This is a genomic window from Aquimarina amphilecti, from assembly GCF_900109375.1.
Lineage (GTDB): Bacteria > Bacteroidota > Bacteroidia > Flavobacteriales > Flavobacteriaceae > Aquimarina > Aquimarina amphilecti.
On record NZ_FOAB01000006.1, the window covers coordinates 191,564 to 213,496 of the forward strand.

23 protein-coding genes are annotated in these 21,933 nt (G+C 31.9%); 3 read left to right on the forward strand and 20 right to left on the reverse strand.

All coding sequences use genetic code 11. The features are described from left to right. Positions 1 to 56 precede the first annotated feature (56 nt). The 11 genes from BMY33_RS16550 to BMY33_RS16590 all read right to left on the reverse strand — a co-directional run bounded on the left by BMY33_RS16550 (position 57) and on the right by BMY33_RS16590 (position 12,333). Positions 57 to 923 carry a helix-turn-helix domain-containing protein gene (locus tag BMY33_RS16550; RefSeq protein ID WP_091410625.1) on the reverse strand — a complete coding sequence of 289 codons (867 nt, stop codon included), beginning with the start codon at positions 921 to 923 and terminating at the stop codon, positions 57 to 59. A 201-nt stretch (positions 924 to 1,124) separates the two neighbouring features. Beyond that, positions 1,125 to 1,301: a hypothetical protein gene (locus BMY33_RS23545; RefSeq protein ID WP_170837104.1), complete on the reverse strand. Its 177-nt coding sequence runs from the start codon at positions 1,299 to 1,301 to the stop codon at positions 1,125 to 1,127. Positions 1,302 to 1,347: 46 nt separating this feature from the next. Next, positions 1,348 to 1,500 (reverse strand): hypothetical protein, encoded by a 153-nt coding sequence (locus tag BMY33_RS23550; protein WP_170837105.1) that lies wholly within the window; start codon positions 1,498 to 1,500, stop codon positions 1,348 to 1,350. Between the two features lie 489 nt (positions 1,501 to 1,989). Next, positions 1,990 to 2,184: a hypothetical protein gene (locus tag BMY33_RS16555; RefSeq protein WP_091410627.1), complete on the reverse strand. Its 195-nt coding sequence runs from the start codon at positions 2,182 to 2,184 to the stop codon at positions 1,990 to 1,992. A 154-nt stretch (positions 2,185 to 2,338) separates the two neighbouring features. Then, positions 2,339 to 2,560 (reverse strand): hypothetical protein, encoded by a 222-nt coding sequence (locus BMY33_RS16560; RefSeq protein WP_091410629.1) that lies wholly within the window; start codon positions 2,558 to 2,560, stop codon positions 2,339 to 2,341. Positions 2,561 to 2,824: 264 nt separating this feature from the next. Beyond that, positions 2,825 to 5,695, reverse strand: coding sequence for a M16 family metallopeptidase (locus BMY33_RS16565; RefSeq protein ID WP_091410631.1), 2,871 nt, complete (start codon positions 5,693 to 5,695; stop codon positions 2,825 to 2,827). Positions 5,696 to 5,732: 37 nt separating this feature from the next. Continuing rightward, complete coding sequence (locus BMY33_RS16570; protein WP_091410633.1) at positions 5,733 to 6,188, reverse strand: tRNA (cytidine(34)-2'-O)-methyltransferase; 456 nt, start codon at positions 6,186 to 6,188, stop codon at positions 5,733 to 5,735. Position 6,189: 1 nt separating this feature from the next. Beyond that, positions 6,190 to 6,906: a hypothetical protein gene (locus tag BMY33_RS16575; RefSeq protein WP_091410635.1), complete on the reverse strand. Its 717-nt coding sequence runs from the start codon at positions 6,904 to 6,906 to the stop codon at positions 6,190 to 6,192. An 8-nt stretch (positions 6,907 to 6,914) separates the two neighbouring features. After that, a complete protein-coding gene (locus tag BMY33_RS16580; protein ID WP_091410637.1) occupies positions 6,915 to 7,565 on the reverse strand; it encodes a DinB family protein in 651 nt (216 codons plus the stop codon). A gap of 44 nt (positions 7,566 to 7,609) precedes the next feature. Beyond that, positions 7,610 to 9,778 carry a M3 family metallopeptidase gene (locus BMY33_RS16585; RefSeq protein WP_091410971.1) on the reverse strand — a complete coding sequence of 723 codons (2,169 nt, stop codon included), beginning with the start codon at positions 9,776 to 9,778 and terminating at the stop codon, positions 7,610 to 7,612. 74 nt (positions 9,779 to 9,852) lie between these two features. Further along, positions 9,853 to 12,333: a M14 family metallopeptidase gene (locus BMY33_RS16590; RefSeq protein ID WP_091410639.1), complete on the reverse strand. Its 2,481-nt coding sequence runs from the start codon at positions 12,331 to 12,333 to the stop codon at positions 9,853 to 9,855. Positions 12,334 to 12,549: 216 nt separating this feature from the next. Between BMY33_RS16590 and bshC the strand changes: the two genes are divergently transcribed. Beyond that, entirely contained in the window at positions 12,550 to 14,145 is a 1,596-nt protein-coding gene (gene bshC / locus BMY33_RS16595) for a bacillithiol biosynthesis cysteine-adding enzyme BshC (protein WP_091410641.1), read from the forward strand. 55 nt (positions 14,146 to 14,200) lie between these two features. On the opposite strand, the gene BMY33_RS16600 is transcribed toward bshC, so the two are convergent. The 5 genes from BMY33_RS16600 to BMY33_RS16620 are packed head-to-tail and all read right to left on the reverse strand — an operon-like array spanning position 14,201 to position 17,791. Beyond that, on the reverse strand, positions 14,201 to 15,118 hold the full coding sequence (locus BMY33_RS16600) for an LLM class oxidoreductase (protein WP_091410643.1): 918 nt from the start codon (positions 15,116 to 15,118) through the stop codon (positions 14,201 to 14,203). Between the two features lie 6 nt (positions 15,119 to 15,124). Then, entirely contained in the window at positions 15,125 to 15,922 is a 798-nt protein-coding gene (locus BMY33_RS16605; RefSeq protein ID WP_091410645.1) for an SDR family NAD(P)-dependent oxidoreductase, read from the reverse strand. Between the two features lie 52 nt (positions 15,923 to 15,974). Then, entirely contained in the window at positions 15,975 to 16,847 is an 873-nt protein-coding gene (locus tag BMY33_RS16610) for a DUF4437 domain-containing protein (protein ID WP_091410646.1), read from the reverse strand. 40 nt (positions 16,848 to 16,887) lie between these two features. Then, the gene (locus BMY33_RS16615; RefSeq protein WP_091410648.1) at positions 16,888 to 17,178 is read right to left on the reverse strand and encodes a putative quinol monooxygenase; all 291 of its coding nucleotides are present in this window, start codon (positions 17,176 to 17,178) and stop codon (positions 16,888 to 16,890) included. A 13-nt stretch (positions 17,179 to 17,191) separates the two neighbouring features. Then, complete coding sequence (locus BMY33_RS16620) at positions 17,192 to 17,791, reverse strand: NAD(P)H-dependent oxidoreductase (protein ID WP_170837106.1); 600 nt, start codon at positions 17,789 to 17,791, stop codon at positions 17,192 to 17,194. 114 nt (positions 17,792 to 17,905) lie between these two features. On the opposite strand from BMY33_RS16620, the gene BMY33_RS16625 reads away from it, so the two are divergent. After that, a complete protein-coding gene (locus BMY33_RS16625) occupies positions 17,906 to 18,241 on the forward strand; it encodes a winged helix-turn-helix transcriptional regulator (protein WP_091410973.1) in 336 nt (111 codons plus the stop codon). 2 nt (positions 18,242 to 18,243) lie between these two features. Here the strand turns inward: BMY33_RS16625 and BMY33_RS16630 are convergent, their stop codons facing one another. Together BMY33_RS16630 and BMY33_RS16635 are read right to left on the reverse strand one after the other, a co-directional pair. Continuing rightward, the gene (locus BMY33_RS16630; RefSeq protein WP_091410650.1) at positions 18,244 to 18,687 is read right to left on the reverse strand and encodes a GNAT family N-acetyltransferase; all 444 of its coding nucleotides are present in this window, start codon (positions 18,685 to 18,687) and stop codon (positions 18,244 to 18,246) included. Positions 18,688 to 18,724: 37 nt separating this feature from the next. Continuing rightward, entirely contained in the window at positions 18,725 to 19,129 is a 405-nt protein-coding gene (locus BMY33_RS16635; protein WP_244543043.1) for a PaaI family thioesterase, read from the reverse strand. Positions 19,130 to 19,503: 374 nt separating this feature from the next. Here BMY33_RS16635 and BMY33_RS16640 point away from each other — a divergent pair, with 374 nt between their 5' ends. Continuing rightward, entirely contained in the window at positions 19,504 to 20,523 is a 1,020-nt protein-coding gene (locus BMY33_RS16640) for a ThuA domain-containing protein (protein WP_091410653.1), read from the forward strand. On the opposite strand, the gene BMY33_RS16645 is transcribed toward BMY33_RS16640, so the two are convergent. Next, on the reverse strand, positions 20,520 to 21,065 hold the full coding sequence (locus tag BMY33_RS16645) for a pyridoxamine 5'-phosphate oxidase family protein (protein WP_091410655.1): 546 nt from the start codon (positions 21,063 to 21,065) through the stop codon (positions 20,520 to 20,522). The two genes, BMY33_RS16640 and BMY33_RS16645, sit on opposite strands and share 4 nt — an antisense overlap. Before the next feature lie 85 nt (positions 21,066 to 21,150). After that, entirely contained in the window at positions 21,151 to 21,930 is a 780-nt protein-coding gene (locus BMY33_RS16650) for an alpha/beta fold hydrolase (protein WP_091410657.1), read from the reverse strand. Between the last annotated feature and the right edge of the window lie 3 nt (positions 21,931 to 21,933).

A 21,933-nucleotide genomic window follows, 5' to 3' on the forward strand; every position in this document is an offset into this window, starting at 1 on the left:
TTTATCTAAGGATTTAAAATATGAGAATACGGAGGAATGTTGTAAAAATCCGACCTTTAGTGTTTTTGCTTAAAATTAGAGGGTGAAACTCCGGTGCATTTTTTAAAGAAATTACTAAAATTAGCTGGTTCATTAAAGCCAAGATTATATCCAATTTCTTTCGTTGTTTTATCAGAAAAGCTTAATAACCTTTTAGCAGCAATAATAATTCTAGATTGTAAATATTCTTTGGCTGTTTTGCCTATAAGGGATTTTATAGTTCTGTTTAAATGGTCTGGCGTAACATGCAGCGCTTTGGCATATTCATGTACTTTATGCCATTCGGAAAAATGCTTTTCTACTAGATTCTTAAATTCTTTAAGTATCATAGATCCTGCATGTAATTGCTGTGGATCTTTTGTGTGAATATCACAAATATTATTACTGTAGATCAAAAAAAGTTTTAATAGTGCTCCTATCATTTCTGATTTAAACTTAGTAATAGAATGGTGTGTTTCGAAAATCTGAGCACTATAAGAATTCAATTGTTTTAGTTGTTCTGCATTTAAAAGGAGAGGAGGAGTGTATCCATAGTCTTGAAAAAGGTTAATATCTTCTATAAAACGATAATCGATATCATTCTTTACTAAAAATTGTCTGGAAAATGTAATTACCCAACCATCAGGTTTTTGTGTTTCTCTAATTTGATGAACTTGTCCTGGGCTTAAAAAGAAAACTTGTCGATCTTTTAATAAAAATTCATTAAAATCTATAATATGAATCCCTTGAGCTTTAGAGGTCAAAATGATAATATAAAAATCATGTCTGTGGGGTAAATCAACTTTGCCTGCTGATTTATTATAAATGTCTTCCATTTTTTTGATGTCAAAAACTATTTGATTATTTCTTTCATCAATGAGTTTGTACGTCTTAATAGAAGTCATTTTTTAATAGTAAGTAATTCTATTTGTTGTTAATATACGATCTATATAATCATAAATAGAATAATTTATAGTTAATTGGTTTTAATTATATAGAAAATACGCTAATCAAAAAGCATTAATAAAAAAAGGGAAAGCCTAATTTAGCTTTCCCTTTTTTTATTAAAACCTACTCTTTTTTACTAAAAAAGAGATCTGTTATGACTAGTTGTTACCGTCGATAATAATATCACCGTCAGTGTTTTCGTCATCTGTGTCATTTTCGTTGTCATTGTTATTGTTTTCTTCTTCATTGAAAACTTGACTTTCGATTGTTTCGTTTTCACAAGAAACGAATGTTGTAGCTAATGCGAATACTAATAAGAATGTAAATTTTTTCATTTTGATTTGTTTTATTATTTTAATTTTATTTTGAGGTATTATATTTTTAGTCTCCTAGTCCATGATTATCTTCTTCATGGATATGTACGATCTCTGGTTTATCATTTTCTTCACTAAATGTTTCTTCTTCAATTGAAGATTTTTCACAAGATGCAAGTGCGATAACTAGCATAAACAGAAATGGGATTTTTTTGATCATTTTAGTAAAAATTATTTATGTTTTTGTTCTACTTTTTCAAAATCGAGTGCAAATGTATTCAAAAAACTCAATGTAAATCATAAAATTATCTTAACAGCCCTTTGTTTACGGGCTTTATGGGGAAAACACGATGTTTAGTCTTCAACAAAAAAGAGAAAACATTCAATATTTAATATCGTATTGAAATGAATCTATAAATTATATGCAACTTTTAGATGTTTGTACTGAGAATGTAATAAAAGAGCAAAAACCCTTAAGTTAACAATATGGTAATATTGAAGCCTTAAAATGAATTTAAATTATATTATTATCAATAAAATATGTATTTTAATAATTATTTTTTAATAAAAGTTAATGTAGTTAAAGCTTTCATATGTATAAATTCCCCTTTTTTGTGTAGTTGTTAATCCTGAAATTTAGAAAACCTCGTTATTTGAATATAATCATCTCAAATTAGTTGATTATGTATGTTATTTTATAGATTGTTTTCTATCGTTTCTCTTCTAAAATCATCATAATTTCATTTCTAACACTCGCTTTAATTGGAGGAGTGTTTGATTTGAGCAAGTCAATTGTATAAAAATATCCACCATATACATAAATAGTAGCATTAATATCTGCACCTAGATCAATTAAAAATCGTGTTATTTTCGGAAGATTTCTAGGGGCTTTCTGTCTCGACATTTCTACACCATTACTAGCTGCATAAATTAATAGCGTTGCTTTATGACCGTATTTTGATCTTTTAATGGTTAATTCTGGATATAAATTTACCAGCTTTTTTAATTCTTCGAAATTTCCATTAACAATAAAATTGACAGCTTTTTCAAAATTTTGATCATAATAATCTTTTAGCTGTTCTATAGATTCTTAGTCCATATTCATTAGCAATGGTTATTCTGCAATCATTAATAGTTAGATTGAGTTGTTTTAATTGTTCTATAGGTGTACCTAGATGGTTTGGGTGGTAATTGTTTATTTCTCGAAAAATTACATATTGATTTTCTATAAAACCTTCAAAAATCTTATTAGCTATCTTATCTAAGTGATCCTTAATCACCGGATAGGGTTCTGTTTGATATAGAAGATTACCATATAAAGATGTTATTTCAATGATATTTTATTGATTTTAGCAGCAGGAAAAAAGCCTCTAGTGTCTTTTGTAGCCCTGCTGCTTCATATATTTCAGTTTGCGATATGCCACTTTTGTATTCAATACTCTTTAATAAAGTATAATAACTGTTAGAGTTATCTGCTTTTTAATTAGTTTCTGTAAGTTTAATTATTGTTTTTGCGCTTCTTTTTTTATAAGCTTAAAATTGTATTAATCTTTTACAACTTCGTTTTCTTCATTCAACAGTATCGGTGTTCCAAATCCAAGTTGTTCCAATTTTTTCAATTGAGTTTTGGCATCACCAACTACCAAATATATCATCTTGTTCGGGTCTAAGTATTGATCGGAAAGCTTTTTGATTTCTTCCACAGTCATATTATTTACAATGGCTTCACGTTTGGTAATATAATCTGTAGGGTATTGTAATGAACTAATATTGTTTAAAATATTCAGTTTAGCTCCCAAAGTTTCTGAAGCTCTAGCATTACTTTTAATTAGAGAGCTTTTTGTTATTTCTAGATCTTCATTATTATAATTCGGCCCATAGCTTTCTAATATTTCTTTTATTAAACTAGCAGATTCATAAGTAACATTAGATCTCACTCCACTGGAGATTAAAAAAGATCCAAATGTAGGGGTACCCGAAAAACCAGAACGAATACCATACGTATATCCTTTACCTTCTCTTAACTGTTGCGTAAGTTGAGATGCGAATCCGCCACCACCTAATCGGTAGTTCATGATACGTACTGGGTAATAGTTTTTATCCGTAGCGTTCATAGCAGGGTAACCAAAACGAAGCATAGATTGTTTTGCACCGGGAACATCATAGAAATATACTTTTGATCTTTCAGGTGCTTTTGGAGTTAATAGATCTGGAAATAGAACGTCTCTAGGTGCCCATTTTTTATTAAGATCTGAAAGAAATGAAATAGCATTGTTTTTAGAGATATCACCTGCAATATGTAATTTAGTTACTGATGGAGAAATATTTGCAGTATAATATAGCTTCAGATCTTCTATGGTAATCTTTTTTATAGAATTTTCGGTGCCCAAATTATTATGTGAAAGTATGTGGTCTTTTCCATAAATTAATTTAGCATACTCATTTCCGGCGATACTACGCGGACTTGCTTTTTCTTGTTGTATTTGGCTTATAACACTTTGTTTAATTAATCCAAATTCTTTTTCATCCCATCTTGGTTCTAATAGAATTTCCTGAATAAGTTTTACCGTTTTGTCATAGTTTTTAGAGAGTGTACTACCGCTAAGAACAATATTTTCATCTGTAGCATAGATATTTAAGATTGCTCCAAGACTTTCAATAGCATTTTCTAATTCTTCTGCTGTTTTGTTTTTTGTTCCTTTTAACATTAAATCAGCCAATAGGTTAGAAACTCCAACCTTATCAGCTTTTTCTAAGAGTAATCCACCTCTTATATTCATTCTGAATTGTACTAATGGAACTTCATCATTTTCGATACCATATACTTTTAGACCAGAAGTTAAATTATCCTCCCATACTTCTGGAATAGTTACTTTTGGAGTATCTCCATATATTGGTTCTACTGATCTATCAAAACTAGAAGGTGTCTTTTCATAAGTAGCTGTAATACTCGAATCAAAGTTCTCTTCAGCACCTTCTACAATTTTTTCTTCTACTACTTCCGCTAATGTAGAGTTATTAAGAATCAGCTCCGTTTGTCCTACAGGAACAAAACTGGTAGCTACAAAATGTTTCTCTTTGATATACTTATTATATACTCGCATAATATCATCTGTAGTTACAGCAAGTATGTTTTTAATATCTTGATTTATAAAACCTGGGTCACCAGCAAAGATTTCATATTGTGCTAATTGAAATCCTTTACCTAATACACTGGATAGACTATTATAAAAATTAGTTTCTAAACCTGCTTTTATTCTATCTAGGTCTTCCTGAGAAATACCTTCTGTTTCGAATTTTGTAAAAGACTCTTGTATTGCTTTGTCGATTTCATTCAGGTTTACTTTTTCGAATCCTCTTACAATTAATCGGAATTGACCCGCTAATTCGGACCCGTAATGAAACATGGTAACATTAGGTGCTAGTTGTTTATCTTCCACAATTACCTTATTGAATGGAGCTTTTTTTCCTTCCGATAAATAACTAGATAATACATCTAATGCGTAAGAATCCGGATGGTATTGGTGTACTGCAGGCCACGTCATTGTTAGTTGAGGAAGTCTTGCGAAATTATCCTCATAGTATAATTTCTTAGTTTCAGTTAATGATGCAGGTTGTTTTTTTAGAGGTTTGATATCTTCCCCTTTTTTAATCTCATCAAAATACTTGTGAACCCATTCTTTTGCCTGAGCCATATTGAAATCTCCGGCAACAGTTAGTGTTACATTATTGGGTACGTACCATTTGTTGTAAAAATCTTTTACATCCTGTAGTGTAGCATTTTGGAGGTCTTCTAGAGACCCTATTACTTGCCAATTGTACGGGTGATTTTTTGGAAACATATTTTTATCAATCACATAAGATACGTGTCCATAAGGGCGATTATCTACACTTTGACGTTTTTCATTTTTTACCACTTGTTTTTCTTTAGCTAAAACAGGGTCGGTAACGGTGTTTATAAAGAACCCCAGTTTGTCTGCTTCCGCCCAGATCATTTTTTCTAATGCATCTTTTGGTACTGTTTGAAAATAATTTGTACGGTCTCTACTAGTAGAGCCATTTGCTCCAGACCCTCCAATACGTGCACTCATTTTATCAAGTCCTCCTTTTCCAAGATTTTCTGACTCAAGGAATAATAGATGTTCAAATAGATGAGCAAAACCAGTTCTTCCTTCGATTTCTCTAGCAGAACCCACATGAGCTGTCAAAGCTACTGCAACTACAGGATCAGAGTGATCTAAATGAAAAATAACTTGTAAGCCATTATCTAAAGTGAATTTTTCGAAATCTACCTTAAATTCTTTTGTTTCTCCAGGCTGCTCAGTGTTTTCGTCGACAATAGTTGTATCTTTTTTACAGGAAGTAAAGAGTCCTAAGGATAAAAATATGATTGATAGGGTTTTGACTGTTTTCATAATTGATGAATTGTTATGATTTTTGAAATAAGGTATACTATGTGTTCAGGTTTCTAAGTCCTTCATATACTATAATACTAACAGCATTGGCAAGGTTTAAACTTCTGATATGTTTATCGAATATTGGTATTTTGTAAGTGTTATCTGAATTAGCTTCTATAATTTCAGCGGGTAAACCAGCTGATTCTTTTCCAAAAATAAGAAACATATCATCTTCATAGTCAATAGACCAATGATCAGTTTTTCCGTGGCTAGAAAAAAACGCCATTTTCTTGCCTTTATTTATGGATAAGAACTCATCTATATTTTCATATATATTTAGTGAAATGTGTTTCCAATAATCCAGACCAGCTCGTTTTAATCTCTTATCACTTAATTCGAAACCAAATGGTTTAACCAGATGTAAATTTGATCCCGATGCTAAACTTAATCGTCCAATATTTCCTGTATTGGTATGTATTTCGGGTTCTATAAGAACAATGTTATAAGCCATTTTATAGTTTACGTTTAGGGGTATTTGATTCATTTAAAATTATAAGCTTTTGCCATATTTTTCTGCTCAATCCAGTTGTAAGTATTTCGATTTCATTTGCTGCCTGTACTACATTTTCATCTGGTAAACTTTGGGAATAAAGAGCGGCTACTTTTCCTACCAATGCCATCGCTTCTGAACAATAATCTAAATACCGTTGAAGTTCAAACCTAGTAAAAGTTCGTTTAGGTGAGTTTTCTGTTGCCGATTCCGGTAGATCGGTTAGATTAGGATCTTTGGTAAGTTGATGCATGTCAATCACATGCGCTATACCTCGAAGTTCATTTAAAGCCCTAAGTGCTCGTTTAGTTTTTAGTCTGGATTCTAGAGTTACCAAAAAGAAAATTGCTGCGCCAATAAGTACTATATCATTAAATATAGCTTCCGACAAAGAAACAATATTTCCGAGTGTTGTATTTTTTATTTCTAAATCTACGTAGGTAATACTATAAATTAACCCTCCTAATCCGATAAGAATAACAAGATAAGCAAAAGCTCTCAATGCTAGATTGGGTTTAGAAATCCAATCTATATTTTGCTTACTATCTAGTGTGATCTGTAGAAAATTATGACATACTTTTTTTAAACCTGAATTAGGAAATCTATCTTCAATACGTTTTTCTAACAAAGTAATCGTATCAATTATTTTTTCAGGTTTTAACTGTACATTTTTATCCATTTACTTTGTTAAGCTGGAAGTCGTTTAATAATAAATTTTATTTGGCCACGATGGTTTGATTCATGCTCACATACGTGAAACCACTTCGCATAATTATTAGTAGGCTGATTGCCAAAAAAAGGTTCAGATTTCATAATCCACTTATCGTCTCTTTTTGCAAATTCTTTTTTGGTAATTTCTCTAACTTCATTTAATGTTTGAAGATAATAATCAACAGAGTTTCCTTTGATTATTTCCCTTCCTTTTTTACCAAGACCACTGGCGATATCCCATTCTTTTTTTATGTCATCATCCCATTTACCCCAAGAAATTTGATCAAAAGTATTAAGTTGATAGTATCTTTCTGTTGCAGCGAGATGCAATAACATAGCACCAATAGAATTAGATTGTTCATCAATCTGAAAATCTAATTGCTCCACAGTGAGATCCTTTACAGTTCTAATAACCCAAGCTCTCATCATAGTCATTGTAGATAATAGAGTACCAACTTGTGGGGAATATCCTTTTTGTGGTCCTACTAGATAGATATTATCCGATGTGTCTATATTGGATGTTTCATTTGCGAAACTTATTAAAGGAGTCGCTGCAATACCAGCTGCTAATATTGATGATCCTTTAAGAAAATTTCTCCGAGTAGTAGTGTTTGGTACTTTTTTCATCTTTCTGCGTTTTTAATATTACTAGGGATAATTAAATACTAATTTTAGTTAGCTGTAACCGGAAAACCTCTATCCTTCATTAAAGCTTCTATTTTTGCATCACGACCACGAAACAATCTATATGCCTCTGCTGGATCTATTGCATTTCTAGGAGCAAATAAATATTTAACTAACTTAGAAGCCAGCTCCTTATCATAAAAGCCTCCTGGAGCTTCGGCAAAAGCTTCCGCAGCGTCTGAAGTAAGTACATCTGCCCACATATACCCGTAATACGCTGTAGCATATCCTTCTCCGGAAAATACATGTCCAAAATGTGGAGTTCGATGACGCATTACTAATTCTTTAGGCATGTTTAAAGCTGTTAATGTTTCTCTTTCGAATTTATCAACATCGAGACCTGATGGATCCGCTAAATGAAACTTCATATCCATTAGAGCAGAAGCTAAATACTCTGTAGTGGCAAATCCTTGATTAAAAGTAGCAGCTTTCTTTACCTTATTTATCAACTCTTTTGGCATAGGTTCACCAGTTTTATAATGTACTAAATAGTTGTCAATTACCTTATCTGTAGCCAACCATCTTTCTAATAGTTGCGACTGAAATTCTGTGTAATCACGAACACCACCATTTAATGTCGGATACCTTACTTCTGAAGAGAAAAAATGTAGGGCATGACCAAATTCATGAAAAAATGTTTCTGCATCATCCCAAGATACTAAAACAGGTTCTCCAGGAGCCGGTTTTACAAAATTAGAATTATTGGACGCTAAGACTGTTTTCTTACCGTCAAATGTAGTGTGACTTCTGTAAGTTGTTGCCCAAGCACCAGAACGTTTACCTGTTCTTGCAAATGGATCTAGATACCATAATCCGATATGCTCTCCAGAGGTTTTATCATTTACTTCCCATACATTTACATCTTCATGAAATACAGGGACACTACCTTCCGTAACAGGAGTGAACTTATAATTGAATAATTCTCCTGCAACAAAAAACATAGCTTCTCTTAGTTTTCCTAGTTGCAAGTATTGTTTTACTTCATCAGAATCGAGATCATATTTCTTTTTCCGAACTTTTTCTGCATAATATCTATAATCCCAAGGCAGGATAGTGATATTATCTTTATTGGTATTAGCTACAGATTGCATATCCGCCACTTCTTCTTTTACTCGTCCGATAGCGGCTGGCCAAACTGCATTCATTAGTGTCATTGCATTCTCAGGATTTTTAGCCATTCTATTTTGTAACCGCCAATCCGCAAAATTGTTATAACCTAGTAATCCTACACGTTCTTTCCTTAGTTTAAGGATTTTAGCAATATTATCATTATTATCTTTATCATCTCCATTGTCTCCTCTAGAATAATAGTTTTTCCAGACTTTTTCTCTAAGTTCTCTTTCTGTCGAGTACTTCAAAAACGGATCCATAGAAGATCTTGTATTGGTTATTGCATATTTGCCCTCCTGTCCTTTGTCTGTAGCCGCTTTAGCATATGCTTTGATCAATGGTTCCGATAAACCTCCCAGTTGATCTTTGGTTAAATATGTTGTGTATCCTTCTTCATCTGCTAAAATATTATTCGAAAAATTCGTATACAGTTCAGATAATTCTTTATTGATCTCAGCATATCTTTTCTTTTTTTCTGGATCTAACTCTGCACCGTTCATAGCAAATTGTTCATAGGTCAATTGAACTACTCGTTGTTGATCAGCTTCTAAAGGTTGTTTTTGAGCATTGTCATAAACTGCTTTAATTCGTTGAAACAACACTTCGTTTTGAGATATTTTAGATCGAAAATCGGATAATTCAGGAGCCATTTCCTTTTGAATCTTTCTAAACTCTGGAGACGACATATTACTACTTAGAATTCCATAATATGTAAAAACTCTACTTAGTTCTTGTCCAGATTTTTCGAGTGGTATAATGGTATTGTCAAAAGTTGGAGTTTCAGAATTATTAGTGATAGCATCAATGTCTTCTAGATTTAATTCCATTCCTTTTTCTAGAGCAGGTTTAATATCTGAAATACTCATTTTGTCAAAAGCAGGAGTACCTCCATAAGATCCTGTCCATGTTTCCATTAATACATTTGGCGTATTTTTTTCTGGATTTGTGTTTTCCATGGTTTCTTTCTTTTTATTGCAACTGGTCATAAAAATTAACGAACAAACAGTTATAGCAAAAAGTATTTTAGAGATGTGTTGTGTATTCATCGAATTATTTGTTTTTGCAAGTTTTTCTATGATGTACTTATCTAGCTGATACATCAAAGTTATGTATCGATTATCTAAAGTCTAAACTTATTATTATTGGTAAAGAAGATTGCATTTACAAAAAATAATTTTCCATTTTCCCAAAAAGATCTAAATAATGGGTTGTCAACCATATAAATAATACTTCCACTACCCATTCTAGCTTCGCCAAAAACTAGTGAATTCTTAAGGCTCTTAAAAGCATTTTTACCAGAGAAACCTGAAACACTTATAGGTTCTTTCATATAAGCAACGTTATATCCATCCTGCAAAAATTGATAAGAACTGCTGCCTAATTTTAGACTGAAATAAGTGTCTTCATACCCAAATGCTAAAGGGTGGGAGGTGTCTACCTGAGTTTTGTAAATACTTCCAGTAATAAAGTCTTTAACACGTTCGCGCTCACGTTTATCATATGGTATTAGGTTACCAATAGAGTCTTTCTTCTCTTGTTTGTTTTTATTACTCTTTAGGTCAAAACCATCTTTGTTAGCAAATGCATTTACGGCATTAGCTATCGCAATTACTTTTCCTCCACTACGAATCCATCCTTTTAATTTATCTAGAGAACTTTTATCCAAGTATCCTCCATAATATCCATTAGGAAGAATTAAGACATCGTATTTGTCTAAATCGACTCTTTTAAAATAATCTGTATCAATAGAAGTAATTGGATATTGTAGCTGTTGCTCAAAGAAATGCCAGATTTCTCCATAACTTAAAGATGAAGTGTAATCTCCTTTTAAAACTGCAATTTTTTGATTATTAATAAGTTTAACATCTGGCGAGCCAAAGTCCACTCCATTTGATGCAAAACTAGAAATAGTTGTATATAATTTTCGATTATGTTTATTAGCTATCGCTATAACTGTTTTATCATAATCTTTTGTCTTTCTATTATCACTTTTGGTAATAATTAGACTTCCTTTCTTAAATTTCTCGTTGTTGTTTTCGAAATCTTTTTCACTAAATCGAACTCTAATTTTATTTTTCAGAAGGTCTGCTAGGAAATTTGCATCATCTAAACTATTCCATTTTGCTATATATCCGGCTCCAGCAGAATTAGCAGTATTACTAATCTGTTTATTTTTTTTACTTCCATTAGCAGGGATTAATGAAGTAGAAGCAATTGCATCTAGTCCATAAGCATGAGGAATACTCCAAGCCGTTATGTCATATGTAAGAGGTTCACTCAATTTAGCATCCGGTTCAAATAATACTTTTACCATTTTGCCTTTAGGTTGATCTGTGCTTACAACTAATGCTCCATTAGCATTGATACTTCCTTGTTTATTTTCTCTAAAATTAAAACCTGATATTTTAGCGTTATTGGTATATCCATATTTTATTTCATGTTTATCTAAGAGTCTGGTTAACGCATTGATTTTGTCAACTTCGCCATTTAGAACGTAGCTTTTATATTTTAACCCAGAGTTATTAAAAAATTTCTTGAATTCTGTATTGAGTTTTTCAGCATTTTTTGACGAAATCTCCACAGTAGATAAACCAGTTGTTGTATGGTGGGATGCTCGATCTTTTAATGTCAAAACATATCCTTCATCTGTTTGAATACCTAACCCAGCGCGTCCGTGCCCAGCTTGCTCGTAGGTCATCCCAATCGCTCCCATAAAAGTTGGATAAGTATCTCCATAACTTGGGTACAAAAGATCAAAACGTTCTTTGGTAAAGAATAACCATCCTTCTGCATCAAAATATCTCGCGTGATTTTTACCAATTTGTGTTTGAAAATCTCTTTGCCAAGGCGTTATAATTTCATGGAACGGTTCTGCTGCAGGAGCAAAATAATAAGGTTCATTAATACCTTGCTCATGGAAATCGACATGGACATGAGGCATCCACTTATTATATGCTGTTAGTCGGCTATAAGATTCTACCTGTGTTGCCCAAGCCCAATCTCTATTAAGATCAAAAAGGTAATGATTAGGTCTTCCGCCAGGCCAAGGTTCGTTATGTTCTGAGGCATTCTGATCTGTGCTGTATGGTGTTGCTTTTGTTTGATTATACCAGTTAGCATATCTATCTCGACCATCAGGATTTACACAAGGATCCATAATAACAACAGTATTGTTTAACCAATCTTTTTTAGTGGTAATCAATTCGTATATAGTTTTCATAGATGCTTCTGTACTAGAAGCTTCATTACCGTGTACATTATAACTAAGCCAAACTATAGCTATTTTTGGATTACTATTTCCAGCTGCAATACCTGTATTTTTAAGATGATCAAGCCTTATGTTTTCTATGTTTTTTTGATTTTCTGTGCTGGTTATAATTGCATAGGTTAAAGGCCTTCTTTCATTTGTTTTTCCATAAGTGTGATAGGTAACTAGTTCTGAGTTAGAAGCTACGTGATTAAAGTAGTTAACAACATCTGCGTGACGTGTAAATTGGTCACCTATTTCGTATCCTAAGAATTGTGCTGGAGATTTAACATTGTTTTGAGCGAATCCCCAACTTGTAGTAATTACAAATAGGGTTAAGAATATTTTTTTCATTGATGAACTTTTAATTTTGGTAAAATACCGCCTTAAATTAAGGATATAAATTGTATTAACTAAAATTTAGGATTTGATATCACCATATTTATGAATTTATGTTATTCCGAAATACTTAATATTTCTAAAGTAAAGTGACGGAATATTAAAAAAAATATAAAATAATAGATACAAAGACAATCTAATGTATATTTATCGATCAAAAAAGAAGACCCTATGCCAAGTGACTGTATTCCGTTTAGAGTAACAAATTACTTTTCATCTTTTATTTGTGATTATTTAGACGAAAATCCTGAGCTTAAAGAGTTTTATCATAGGTTTCCTAATCTTGATAATTTTGAAGATCAGATTCTGGAGAAACAACAGTCGTTTTCGGCAGAAAATCGAAAAGTTCTTAAAGCAGCTTTATTTGCTCAATATACCAAAGTAAATATTTCCGAAACTACTCAAAATAATATTGATCTGTTGGATAAGGATACTACCTTTACAGTAACTACAGGTCATCAATTAAATCTTTTTACCGGTCCTTTATATTTTTTGTATAAAATAGTTTCTGCTATTAATTTGGCTTCTGTCTTAAAGGAGGAGTATCCTACGTATAATTTTGTTCCTGTATATTGGATGGCTACAGAAGATCATGATTTTGAGGAAATCAATTATTTTAATTTTAAAGGAAAGAAAATCCAATGGAATCGAAAGGATGGAGGAGCTGTAGGGGTTTTTGATACAGAAGGATTGGATAAAGTTTTTGAAGTGTTTTCTTCGGAAATTGGATCGGGAAGAAATGCTGAACGATTAAAATCTCTTTTCCAGGAAGCTTATTTAAAGCATGAGAATCTTGCGGATGCTACTAGGTATTTGGCAAATGAATTGTTTGCAGAATACGGGTTGGTTATTGTTGATGGAGATGATAAAGATTTAAAACGTCTCTTCATTCCATATGTAGAAAGAGAGCTCGAGGAACAGATTTCATATAATAATGTATTGCCTAAAGCCGAAAAACTAGCTTCTAAGGGATATAAAATACAAGTTAATCCCAGAGAAATTAATCTGTTTTACCTTTCTGAAGGATTAAGAGAACGTATCATAGAAAAGGAAAATCGTTATTTTGTAAATGATACAGATATTGTTTGGACCAAAAGTGAGTTGTTACAAGAACTGTCGGAGTCCCCGGAGCGATTTAGTCCTAATGTTATGATGAGACCACTTTATCAAGAAGTGATTTTACCTAACCTCTGTTATATTGGGGGAGGAGGTGAGCTTGCTTATTGGTTGGAATTAAAAGACTATTTTGATACTGTGAAAATACCATTTCCGATGCTGTTATTGCGTAATTCTGTATTAATGCAAACAACAAAACAAGGGCAGAAAATTAAAAAACTAGAAGTCTCTGATGAGGAATTGTTCTTGAAGCAACACGAATTGATTAATCGTAAAGTCAGGCAGATATCTAATATTGATATTAATTTTGATCCACAAAGATTACAGTTAAAGGAACAGTTCAAAGAGATGCATGAACTAGCAAATCAAACAGACGTGACTTTTTTGAATGCAGTAAAAGCTCAGGAGGTAAAACAATTGAAGGGATTGGATATGCTAGAAAAAAGATTACTAAAAGCACAGCGATTAAAGCTGAGCGATCACGTACAGCGATTGACAAGTATACAAAACGAATTGTTTCCTAATCAAAGTTTGCAAGAGCGAAATGTTAATTTCTCCGAAATGTATCTGGAGTACGGAGAAAATCTAATTCCAGAACTTATTAAACATTTGAACCCTTTATTAGGTGAGTTTGTTGTTTTGAAGCAATAATTTTAGATCATGATTCTTGGTAACACTATTTTCTGTTATTTTTCAATACGATAGATTAGATAAAATGAGGTAAAACATCGTTGCCAAGTTCTTCAATTACTATTTCTGCTGGTCTGGAACCATATTTTAGATTAATAATTACATGATTTACACAATTGTTTTCCAGAAGTTTTAAATGCTGTATGGCATACTCACTACCTGATTTAAACCCAAGATGAATCCCCTTAGGAGTAGCATTTTTTTCTTCTATTAAATCAATGTATAATGATTGCATATAAGGCTTCCAAGACTGTTTGTTTTTTTCTAAAGCGTGTGACCAATTTGTCATTGTTTGTTTTAGGAAATTAAAGTCTCTAGGGTAATAGAGCCAACCATCCGCATGTTCAGCAATCCAATCTAGAGATTGCCCAGAATGGCCAGTTACTAGCATTGATGTGCTATATTGAGATTTTGGTAATACATCAATTCTTCCATTAGTCTTTCCATAATACTTCGATTCGTAGATAGGAAACTCTTTTTGTAATGCTTTTATATAAAAAAAACTATCCCTAAATAATTCACTTTTGTTTTCTAGATTGTAGTTAAACGCAGGATATTCAATTGGACGATCCCCAGAAGCTGTACCTAAGATTAATCGACCTTTTGAAAGTTGTTGTAAACTTTGTATAGATTTTGCAATATGTACTGGATGACGAAGTGGTAAAATAATACTTCCTGTAGCTAATGAAATTGTTTTGGTATGATTCATTATATGAGTCATATATATCCAAGGGTCATATAATTGACCAGCATCTCCAAAAGAAGGATCGTTAAAAGGTACATCTCTAAACCAGAGTGCTTTAAAGCCTAGTTCTTCTGCTCTTTTAGCAAGTTTTTCTTGATGCTCCATTTTTGGAACAGAACCGTTATAGGATTCTAAAGGAAAAACAAGTCCTAAAGTTAAGCGATCTTTTTGCGCTATTTTTTTAAGCATATTGATTTACTTAGTTAAAATTGAATTTGTGATTGAAATCAACTGATCAATTTTATTTTGATCATACGCATCTCCATGTGCTTTGGAAAAAAAACCTTTATCATTATCAAAATATTTACCAGAATCATTGGAGTATTTATCAGAAGTAGCTAAGTCAAATAGTATGTCAACACCTTTTTCTGCGGGGGACCAATGGTTTCCATAGGCTTCTTTAACCATTTTAGTGTTTAGTAATGAACCAGGGTTTACAGCTATTATATTTATATTATTGAACTCTTTTGCTAATTTAGTAGTCCACATGGTTAACGCTAATTTACTTTGAGCATATGCTTCTTGCTCCGAGAGATGACTTTTTCCTGATAGTGCATCTAAGGAAACAACAGATTGTGCTGCAGAGCTTAGGTTAATGATTCTGGGAGCTTTGCTTTTTTGGAGTAAGGTGATTAACTCCTCTGTTAATAAAAATGGAGCTAAATAATTTACTGCAAATCTAATATCTATTCCATCTTTATTATGTGTTGCAGGACTTTTAAATATTCCTGCATTATTTATAAGAACATCTATTTTAGAAACTTCTTGTTTGATTTTGGACGTCATTTCTTGTACGCTATTAAAATCAGAGAAGTCTCCTACAAAACCTATTATGTTCTCATTGTTTGTGATTTCTTTTATTTCAGTAACGGTACGTAATAGTTTTTCTGGATTTCTTCCATGTACATAAATTGAGTGCCCAGAATTAGCTAATTTTATAGCTGTAAGTTTACCTATTCCGTCGGTACTTCCTGTGATAAAAATAGTTTTCATAGTGTTATATTAAAATTCTATGTTTTTAAAGGCATGTGATTATATCCTACCGTTATTTTGTTTCTTCAATTTGGATGTTTCCATTGGTCCTCATATATAAAACAACTTCGTTGTTAGTATCGTTAGAAACTTTATGAATTGCATTATCTGTAGAACCAAAATAACTTCCAGAGTCTAAACCTTTTATTTCATTGGTTTTTGGTAAGGTGTAGTTTAATAGGCCTTTTATTATTACCGTGTGTACAATGGTCCCGTTAGTTTTTAATTCTCCATTAAAACCATTAGGTAATTTTATAAAAAGTCCTTTATGCTGATCAATAGATTTGCTTTCCCAGAGAAAACTGATTTCTGCATCACTATTGGTAGTTATCCAATTGGTTGCATAATGATCCAGCCATATAATATTAGATCCATCTATGTTGATAGGCCTCTCGCCATTATCAAAAGCTTTGTCTATAGGTTTTACTAGATATGGACCTTTGTCTATTTCTACCAAGGCTATATTTTCTGTTCCTTTTGCAGAAGTAATATGCGATTCTCCTGCAGGTTGTGTCCAAAAACTACCAGGTTTCATCCACATATTTTCAGCTTTTGGATCATCGTTATGAATGGAACCACTAATAACAATAGCTCTGTAAGTAACATTATGGATGTGTGGAGGAGAAGAAAATCCATCTATAAATTTAGCTAAAAATCCAGTTGGTACTTCTTTGTTCCGATCTCCCCAAATAGTTCCTGCTTCGGGGCTTTGATCACCACGAGCAGGATTTAATTTTTCCCACCGAATTTGTGAGCTTAGCAAAACTTTATTAGTTGGTTCTTTAATGCTTTCTGAAGTTGTTTTTTCTATTTGGTTTTCAGAATTACAACAAGAAATTACGGTACTGACAACTAAGATGACGAAAATTGTGATGATCTTTCTCATGATATTATTTTGGAAATAATTAAAGATTTCTAAATCATGTTTATGCAATGTGGCTCATTTCATTTAAGACAAATTCCTCTACAGCTCCATCAGTAGCTTTCATATAAGCTGCCAAATGATCATTGTTCATGTGTTCTTGCCATAATGCTCTACTTTCCCAGTTTTCATAAAATAAGAATAAATTTGGGTTTTCATTATCTTGATGTAAATCATAATTAATACATCCTTTTTCTGCTCTAGTAATATCAATGAGCTTCAATAATTCGGATTTTACTAGGTCTCTTTTTTCTTCTTTAGCAAGTATTCTTGCAACTATAGTAAGTTTTTTCATTGTATTAAGTTTTTTAGATAGTTTCTACGACTTGATTTATATTTCTTCTAGACTTAGGCCTTTTACTTGGTTGATTGTTATCTTCTGGATCTCTATATCCAATAGCAACTGCAACCATTGTATGATAATTTTCTAATTCTAATATAGTATTGTAATTGTCAGGTTCAATTCCTTCCATAGGTGTTGCGTCGATTTCCATTTCGGCGCAAGCACTTAAGAATACACCTAGCGAAAGATATAATTGATGCCCGAACCAAGATTTAATTTGTTCTTCGGATTGTGGTTTGATGAATTCTTTAAAATAACCAACAGCACCAGTAGGTAATTCTTCTTCTATTTGTTTTTCGAAAAGAGAAATATTGTCGATTCTACTAAAAACTACAACAGTGTCGCAGTCTATTACTTTACTCGCATTTAGCCAAGATACTTTAGAGAGTTGCTCTTTAGTTTTTTTATTGGACACAAGTGTAAATTTCCAAGGTTGACTATTAATAGATGATGGACTTAAGTTTAAAATCTCTTTTAACTCATTAATTGTTTCTGAGTTTATTTTTTTATTTGGGTTATACTTTTTTGTTGTATAACGATTTTGCATTGAATTTAGGAAGCTCATAGGTTTTAATTTATTGCTATAAAAATTATAGTAGCAAAATTAACTATAGTTCAATACCTTTGCAATAACGGTCAAAAAGGATAGTTTAAAATAATGAAGGAGTCAGAGCATAAAATGTTAAAGTTTAATGGAAAGGAATACCCTTGTTGTGCAAGTTTAACCATGGGCATGATTGGTGGTAAATGGAAGACAGTAATTTTATTTCATTTGCTAAAAAAAACACTGCGATATAGTGAGTTAAGAAAGGAGATGCCAACGGTTACGGAGAGAACATTAAGTCTGCAATTAAAAGCATTAGAAGAAGATGGGTTAATCAATAGAAAAGTGTATACTTCTAAACCTCCTTTAAAAGTAGAATATTCGTTAACAGATTTTGGAAAAACTTTAACACCAATAATTGAATCTATAGCCAATTGGGGGGATTTTGTTCTGGAAAATTATTCGGATTAGTCTTATATTTCGTTGGTTAATTCTTTTGAAAAATAGATTCTCTTATGTCCCATTGGGAAATCATTTATTTCTCCAATGGGTGTGTAATCATTTTTTAAATAAAAAGCTTCTGCCTGAAAATCAAATGTATCTAACATAGAAGTTTTTGACCCTTTTTCTCTTGCAATTTTTTCAGTGTGTTTTAAAAGTTGTGTTCCAATTCCTTTTTTTCTATATTCTTCTTTGACCCATAATATTTTAATTTCTAGGCCGTTCCAATATCCAATACCGGCTAAAATCCCTCCAATTTCATTTCCATTTTTATCTTTAATTACAAATTCTAGAGGTGTCCATATGTCTGCAATAGCAGGAACTTGATTCAAATTATAGGTGTTAATTCCATCAACTATTGTTTTTATGTTTTTTTTGTCGCAACCTTCAATAGTAAATTCTTTTTCTTTTTTCATTGTAATAATTATAAGTGGTATTCGTAATAGTTTTTCTTTATTTGTAACCTATATCTTCAGATAGTAAAATTTTACTTTTAGCAAAGTTACCTGTTCCAAAAGCAATTTCTTTTCCCGCTTCATTATAAAGAGTAGATTGTGCGGTAAATAAACTCGGAGATTTATACTTTAATCTTCCAATAGCTTTAATCACTCCTTGATTCGCAGGTCTAATCAAGTTAATATTAAAAGAGGTGGTCAATACAAAAACATCTTTTACTATCGAGTTTACAGCGAAAAAAGCGGCATCATCCAACAGTTTAAAGTAAATGGATCCGTGAATAGCTCCTAGAGCGTGAAAATATTTTTCAGAAATTGTTAACCCGATTTCTGAGTATTCTTCGGATATCTTACAAGTTGTAGTATCAAATATCATAGTATTTACATTAGCTTGCAAATACATTTTTTCAAGTTTTTCAAAATGAGATTTATCCATTGGTATTTTCAAATAAACATTCAATTTTTATAAAAATAAGCCTTCATCATCATTATAAGGATTATCATAAATGTAGCATTATCTTACCTATTTTTTATCTTCTAAATTAGAATTTTTAAACATAGGCTAAATGTGTTAAATTAAATTAATTGGCGTGTGATTAATGGATATTCTTTTTTTTATAATTTTGGAAATGTAGTGTTACTATTGATTATTGAATTAAAATATAAATTAAGAGATGATGTTTTTAGGTGAATTTTTAAAGAGAAAAATGATAGGTTTTTTATGACTTATATAATTTAAAATAGTCACAAACGTTATGAAAACAAACCTGAATCGTCATGAAAAAACAAACATTCTTAATACTCTTATTCTTTACTTCCATATTTAATTTGTCATCTCAGGATAAAGTTTTGGTGTTTACCAAAACCAATGGGTTTACCCATCCTTCTATTGGAGCTGGTGTTACTATGATCACTAATTTAGGTGCTGCAAATGGCTTGTGGTCTACAGATCAAACAGATGACGCTAATGATTTCACTACAAGTAATTTAGCTCAATATAGTGCAGTAATATGGTGTAATACTAGTGGAAATAATTTACTAAATGCTACACAAAGACAAGCTTTTGAAGATTTTATAGCTGCAGGCGGAGGTTTTTTGGGAATACATGCCGCTACCGATACCTATAGGGATCAAAGTTGGACATTCTACAATGAGTTGGTAGGAGGAATTGTACAAACCGGACCGAATCATACCAGTAATAATTTTAACGCTAACATGACTGTAGTAAATTCACATCCTTCAGTAGATTTTTTGGGTAACATTGGAGCTACTTGGAATAAATCTGAAGAATATTATTATTGGCGGAATAATGGTGGACAACTATTCGGAGGCAATATAGACTTGTTAAAGGTAGAGTCAACTGGATCAAATGATTATGATGAAGCAAGACCAATTTCTTGGTATAAAGAATATGGAGGCGGACGATCTTTCTATACAGCATTGGGACATAACGCGAATGATTATACAAATAATACTAATTTTATAAAACATGTAGAAGAGGGAATAAAATATGTGATCGGAAATACATTAAGTGTTGGTGGACCTGAAAGACAAATTTCCTTTCTGATTTCTCCGAATCCAGCAAATGAGGTGATTAGATTTTCTACTTCAGATGTAGTCAAAGCAAAATCATTAATGATTTATGATATTAATGGGCAGTTAGTATATCAAGGTAGTATACCATCAAATGTTGCTTCTACTGATATAAATATCGAAAAATTATCTAATGGTTTGTATATAGGGAATGTTGTATCCGGTAAACAACAAACTAATTTTAAATTTATTAAAAGAAATTAAGGGATGATATAATTCCCTTTCCAGTTGTTGTTTTCTTTTTTAAAGGCAACTTTAATATGATTTGGTCTGGTTAATCGGAGGTATTCAATTCGCATTGGAATAAGTTTTATGGCAGAAAAATAATGTTTCCCTTCTAGGTAATTTATATCATCGGGGTTTTTGATCTCTACTCCTGGAGATAGCTCTGTGGTATAATCGTTTCTAGATTTTGAAGGGATTTGTTTCCAAATGGTTTCTAAAGATTGTTGATCATTTATGATTTCTGCTTTAGCTTTTATTGCAATTTGTAATAGACGATTTTGATCATAAAATAAAAGACTGACTCTATTGTTTGCTTGAATATTCGCGATTTTTTTAGATCTCTCATCTGTGTATACCATTAAGTTTAATTGATCATCAATATTTCTTAGAACAACAGTTCTTAACCTAGGAGTGTTATTGAAATCAGATGTAGCTAAGGTGAAATACCTAAAAGCATGCTTATTGTTTGCCACAGCTGTCTTTAAGTCTGCGACTATAGAAGAGAATATAATATCAGTCATTGGTTATTGGTTTTAACAGATGTTTTAAAGTTAATCAATTTGTTAATGTAAGCTCAAAAAACAGAACTCTAATATTTTCTTTAATTTATTTAGTTTTCCAAACTTCTTTTTCCATCCATGAAATACTTGTGCTTAATATTTCTTTATATTCACATGCTTTTAGGTGAGTATTACCTTTGGCTTCTACGAAAGTAATATTGCATCCTAATGCTTTAGCTTCTGCAATTCGTTTTCTAACTTTTTTTATTGGAAAGAATTTGTCTTTTGTTCCTTGTATAACATAAATAGGAATATCTAGTTTTTCTTCTACTCTACAGCTTGATCCCATTAATATCATGGCAGAAAAAATATCTGGGTAGTCTTTAGCATATTGCCATCCAGCTATAGCTCCATTGCTATAACCTACAAGTACAATTTTATTTGGGTCAATTGGCCAGTTTTCTTTTGCTAGATCTATGAAATCTAAAATTCTTTTTTCAAGATAGTCTAATGTCCAGGTTCTCCAGGCGCCCGATGGACTAAAAATAAAACCTCCAGCATCCTGTAACCCTGGAGTTACAAGACAGTTATTAAATTTTGTGTAGTTTTTGCTTCCAACACCACCGTGTAGAACAATGAATAATGGAACTTTTTGTCCCTCATTAATTTGTGGAATAGTAAGGTCATATTTCCATTCTGATTCTTTGTCATTTACTTTTATTGTATTGATTAGGTTCCCGGGAGTTAGCGGGATTTTTTTAAAAGATTCAGAGTCAATACTACTAAGGTAATTAGTATTTCCTCGAGTGTCAAGTCCACTTTTACAAGAAATACTTAAAATAAAAAGGAGAAAGTAAAAAAGACGATATAAAATTGAAGATTTCATAGT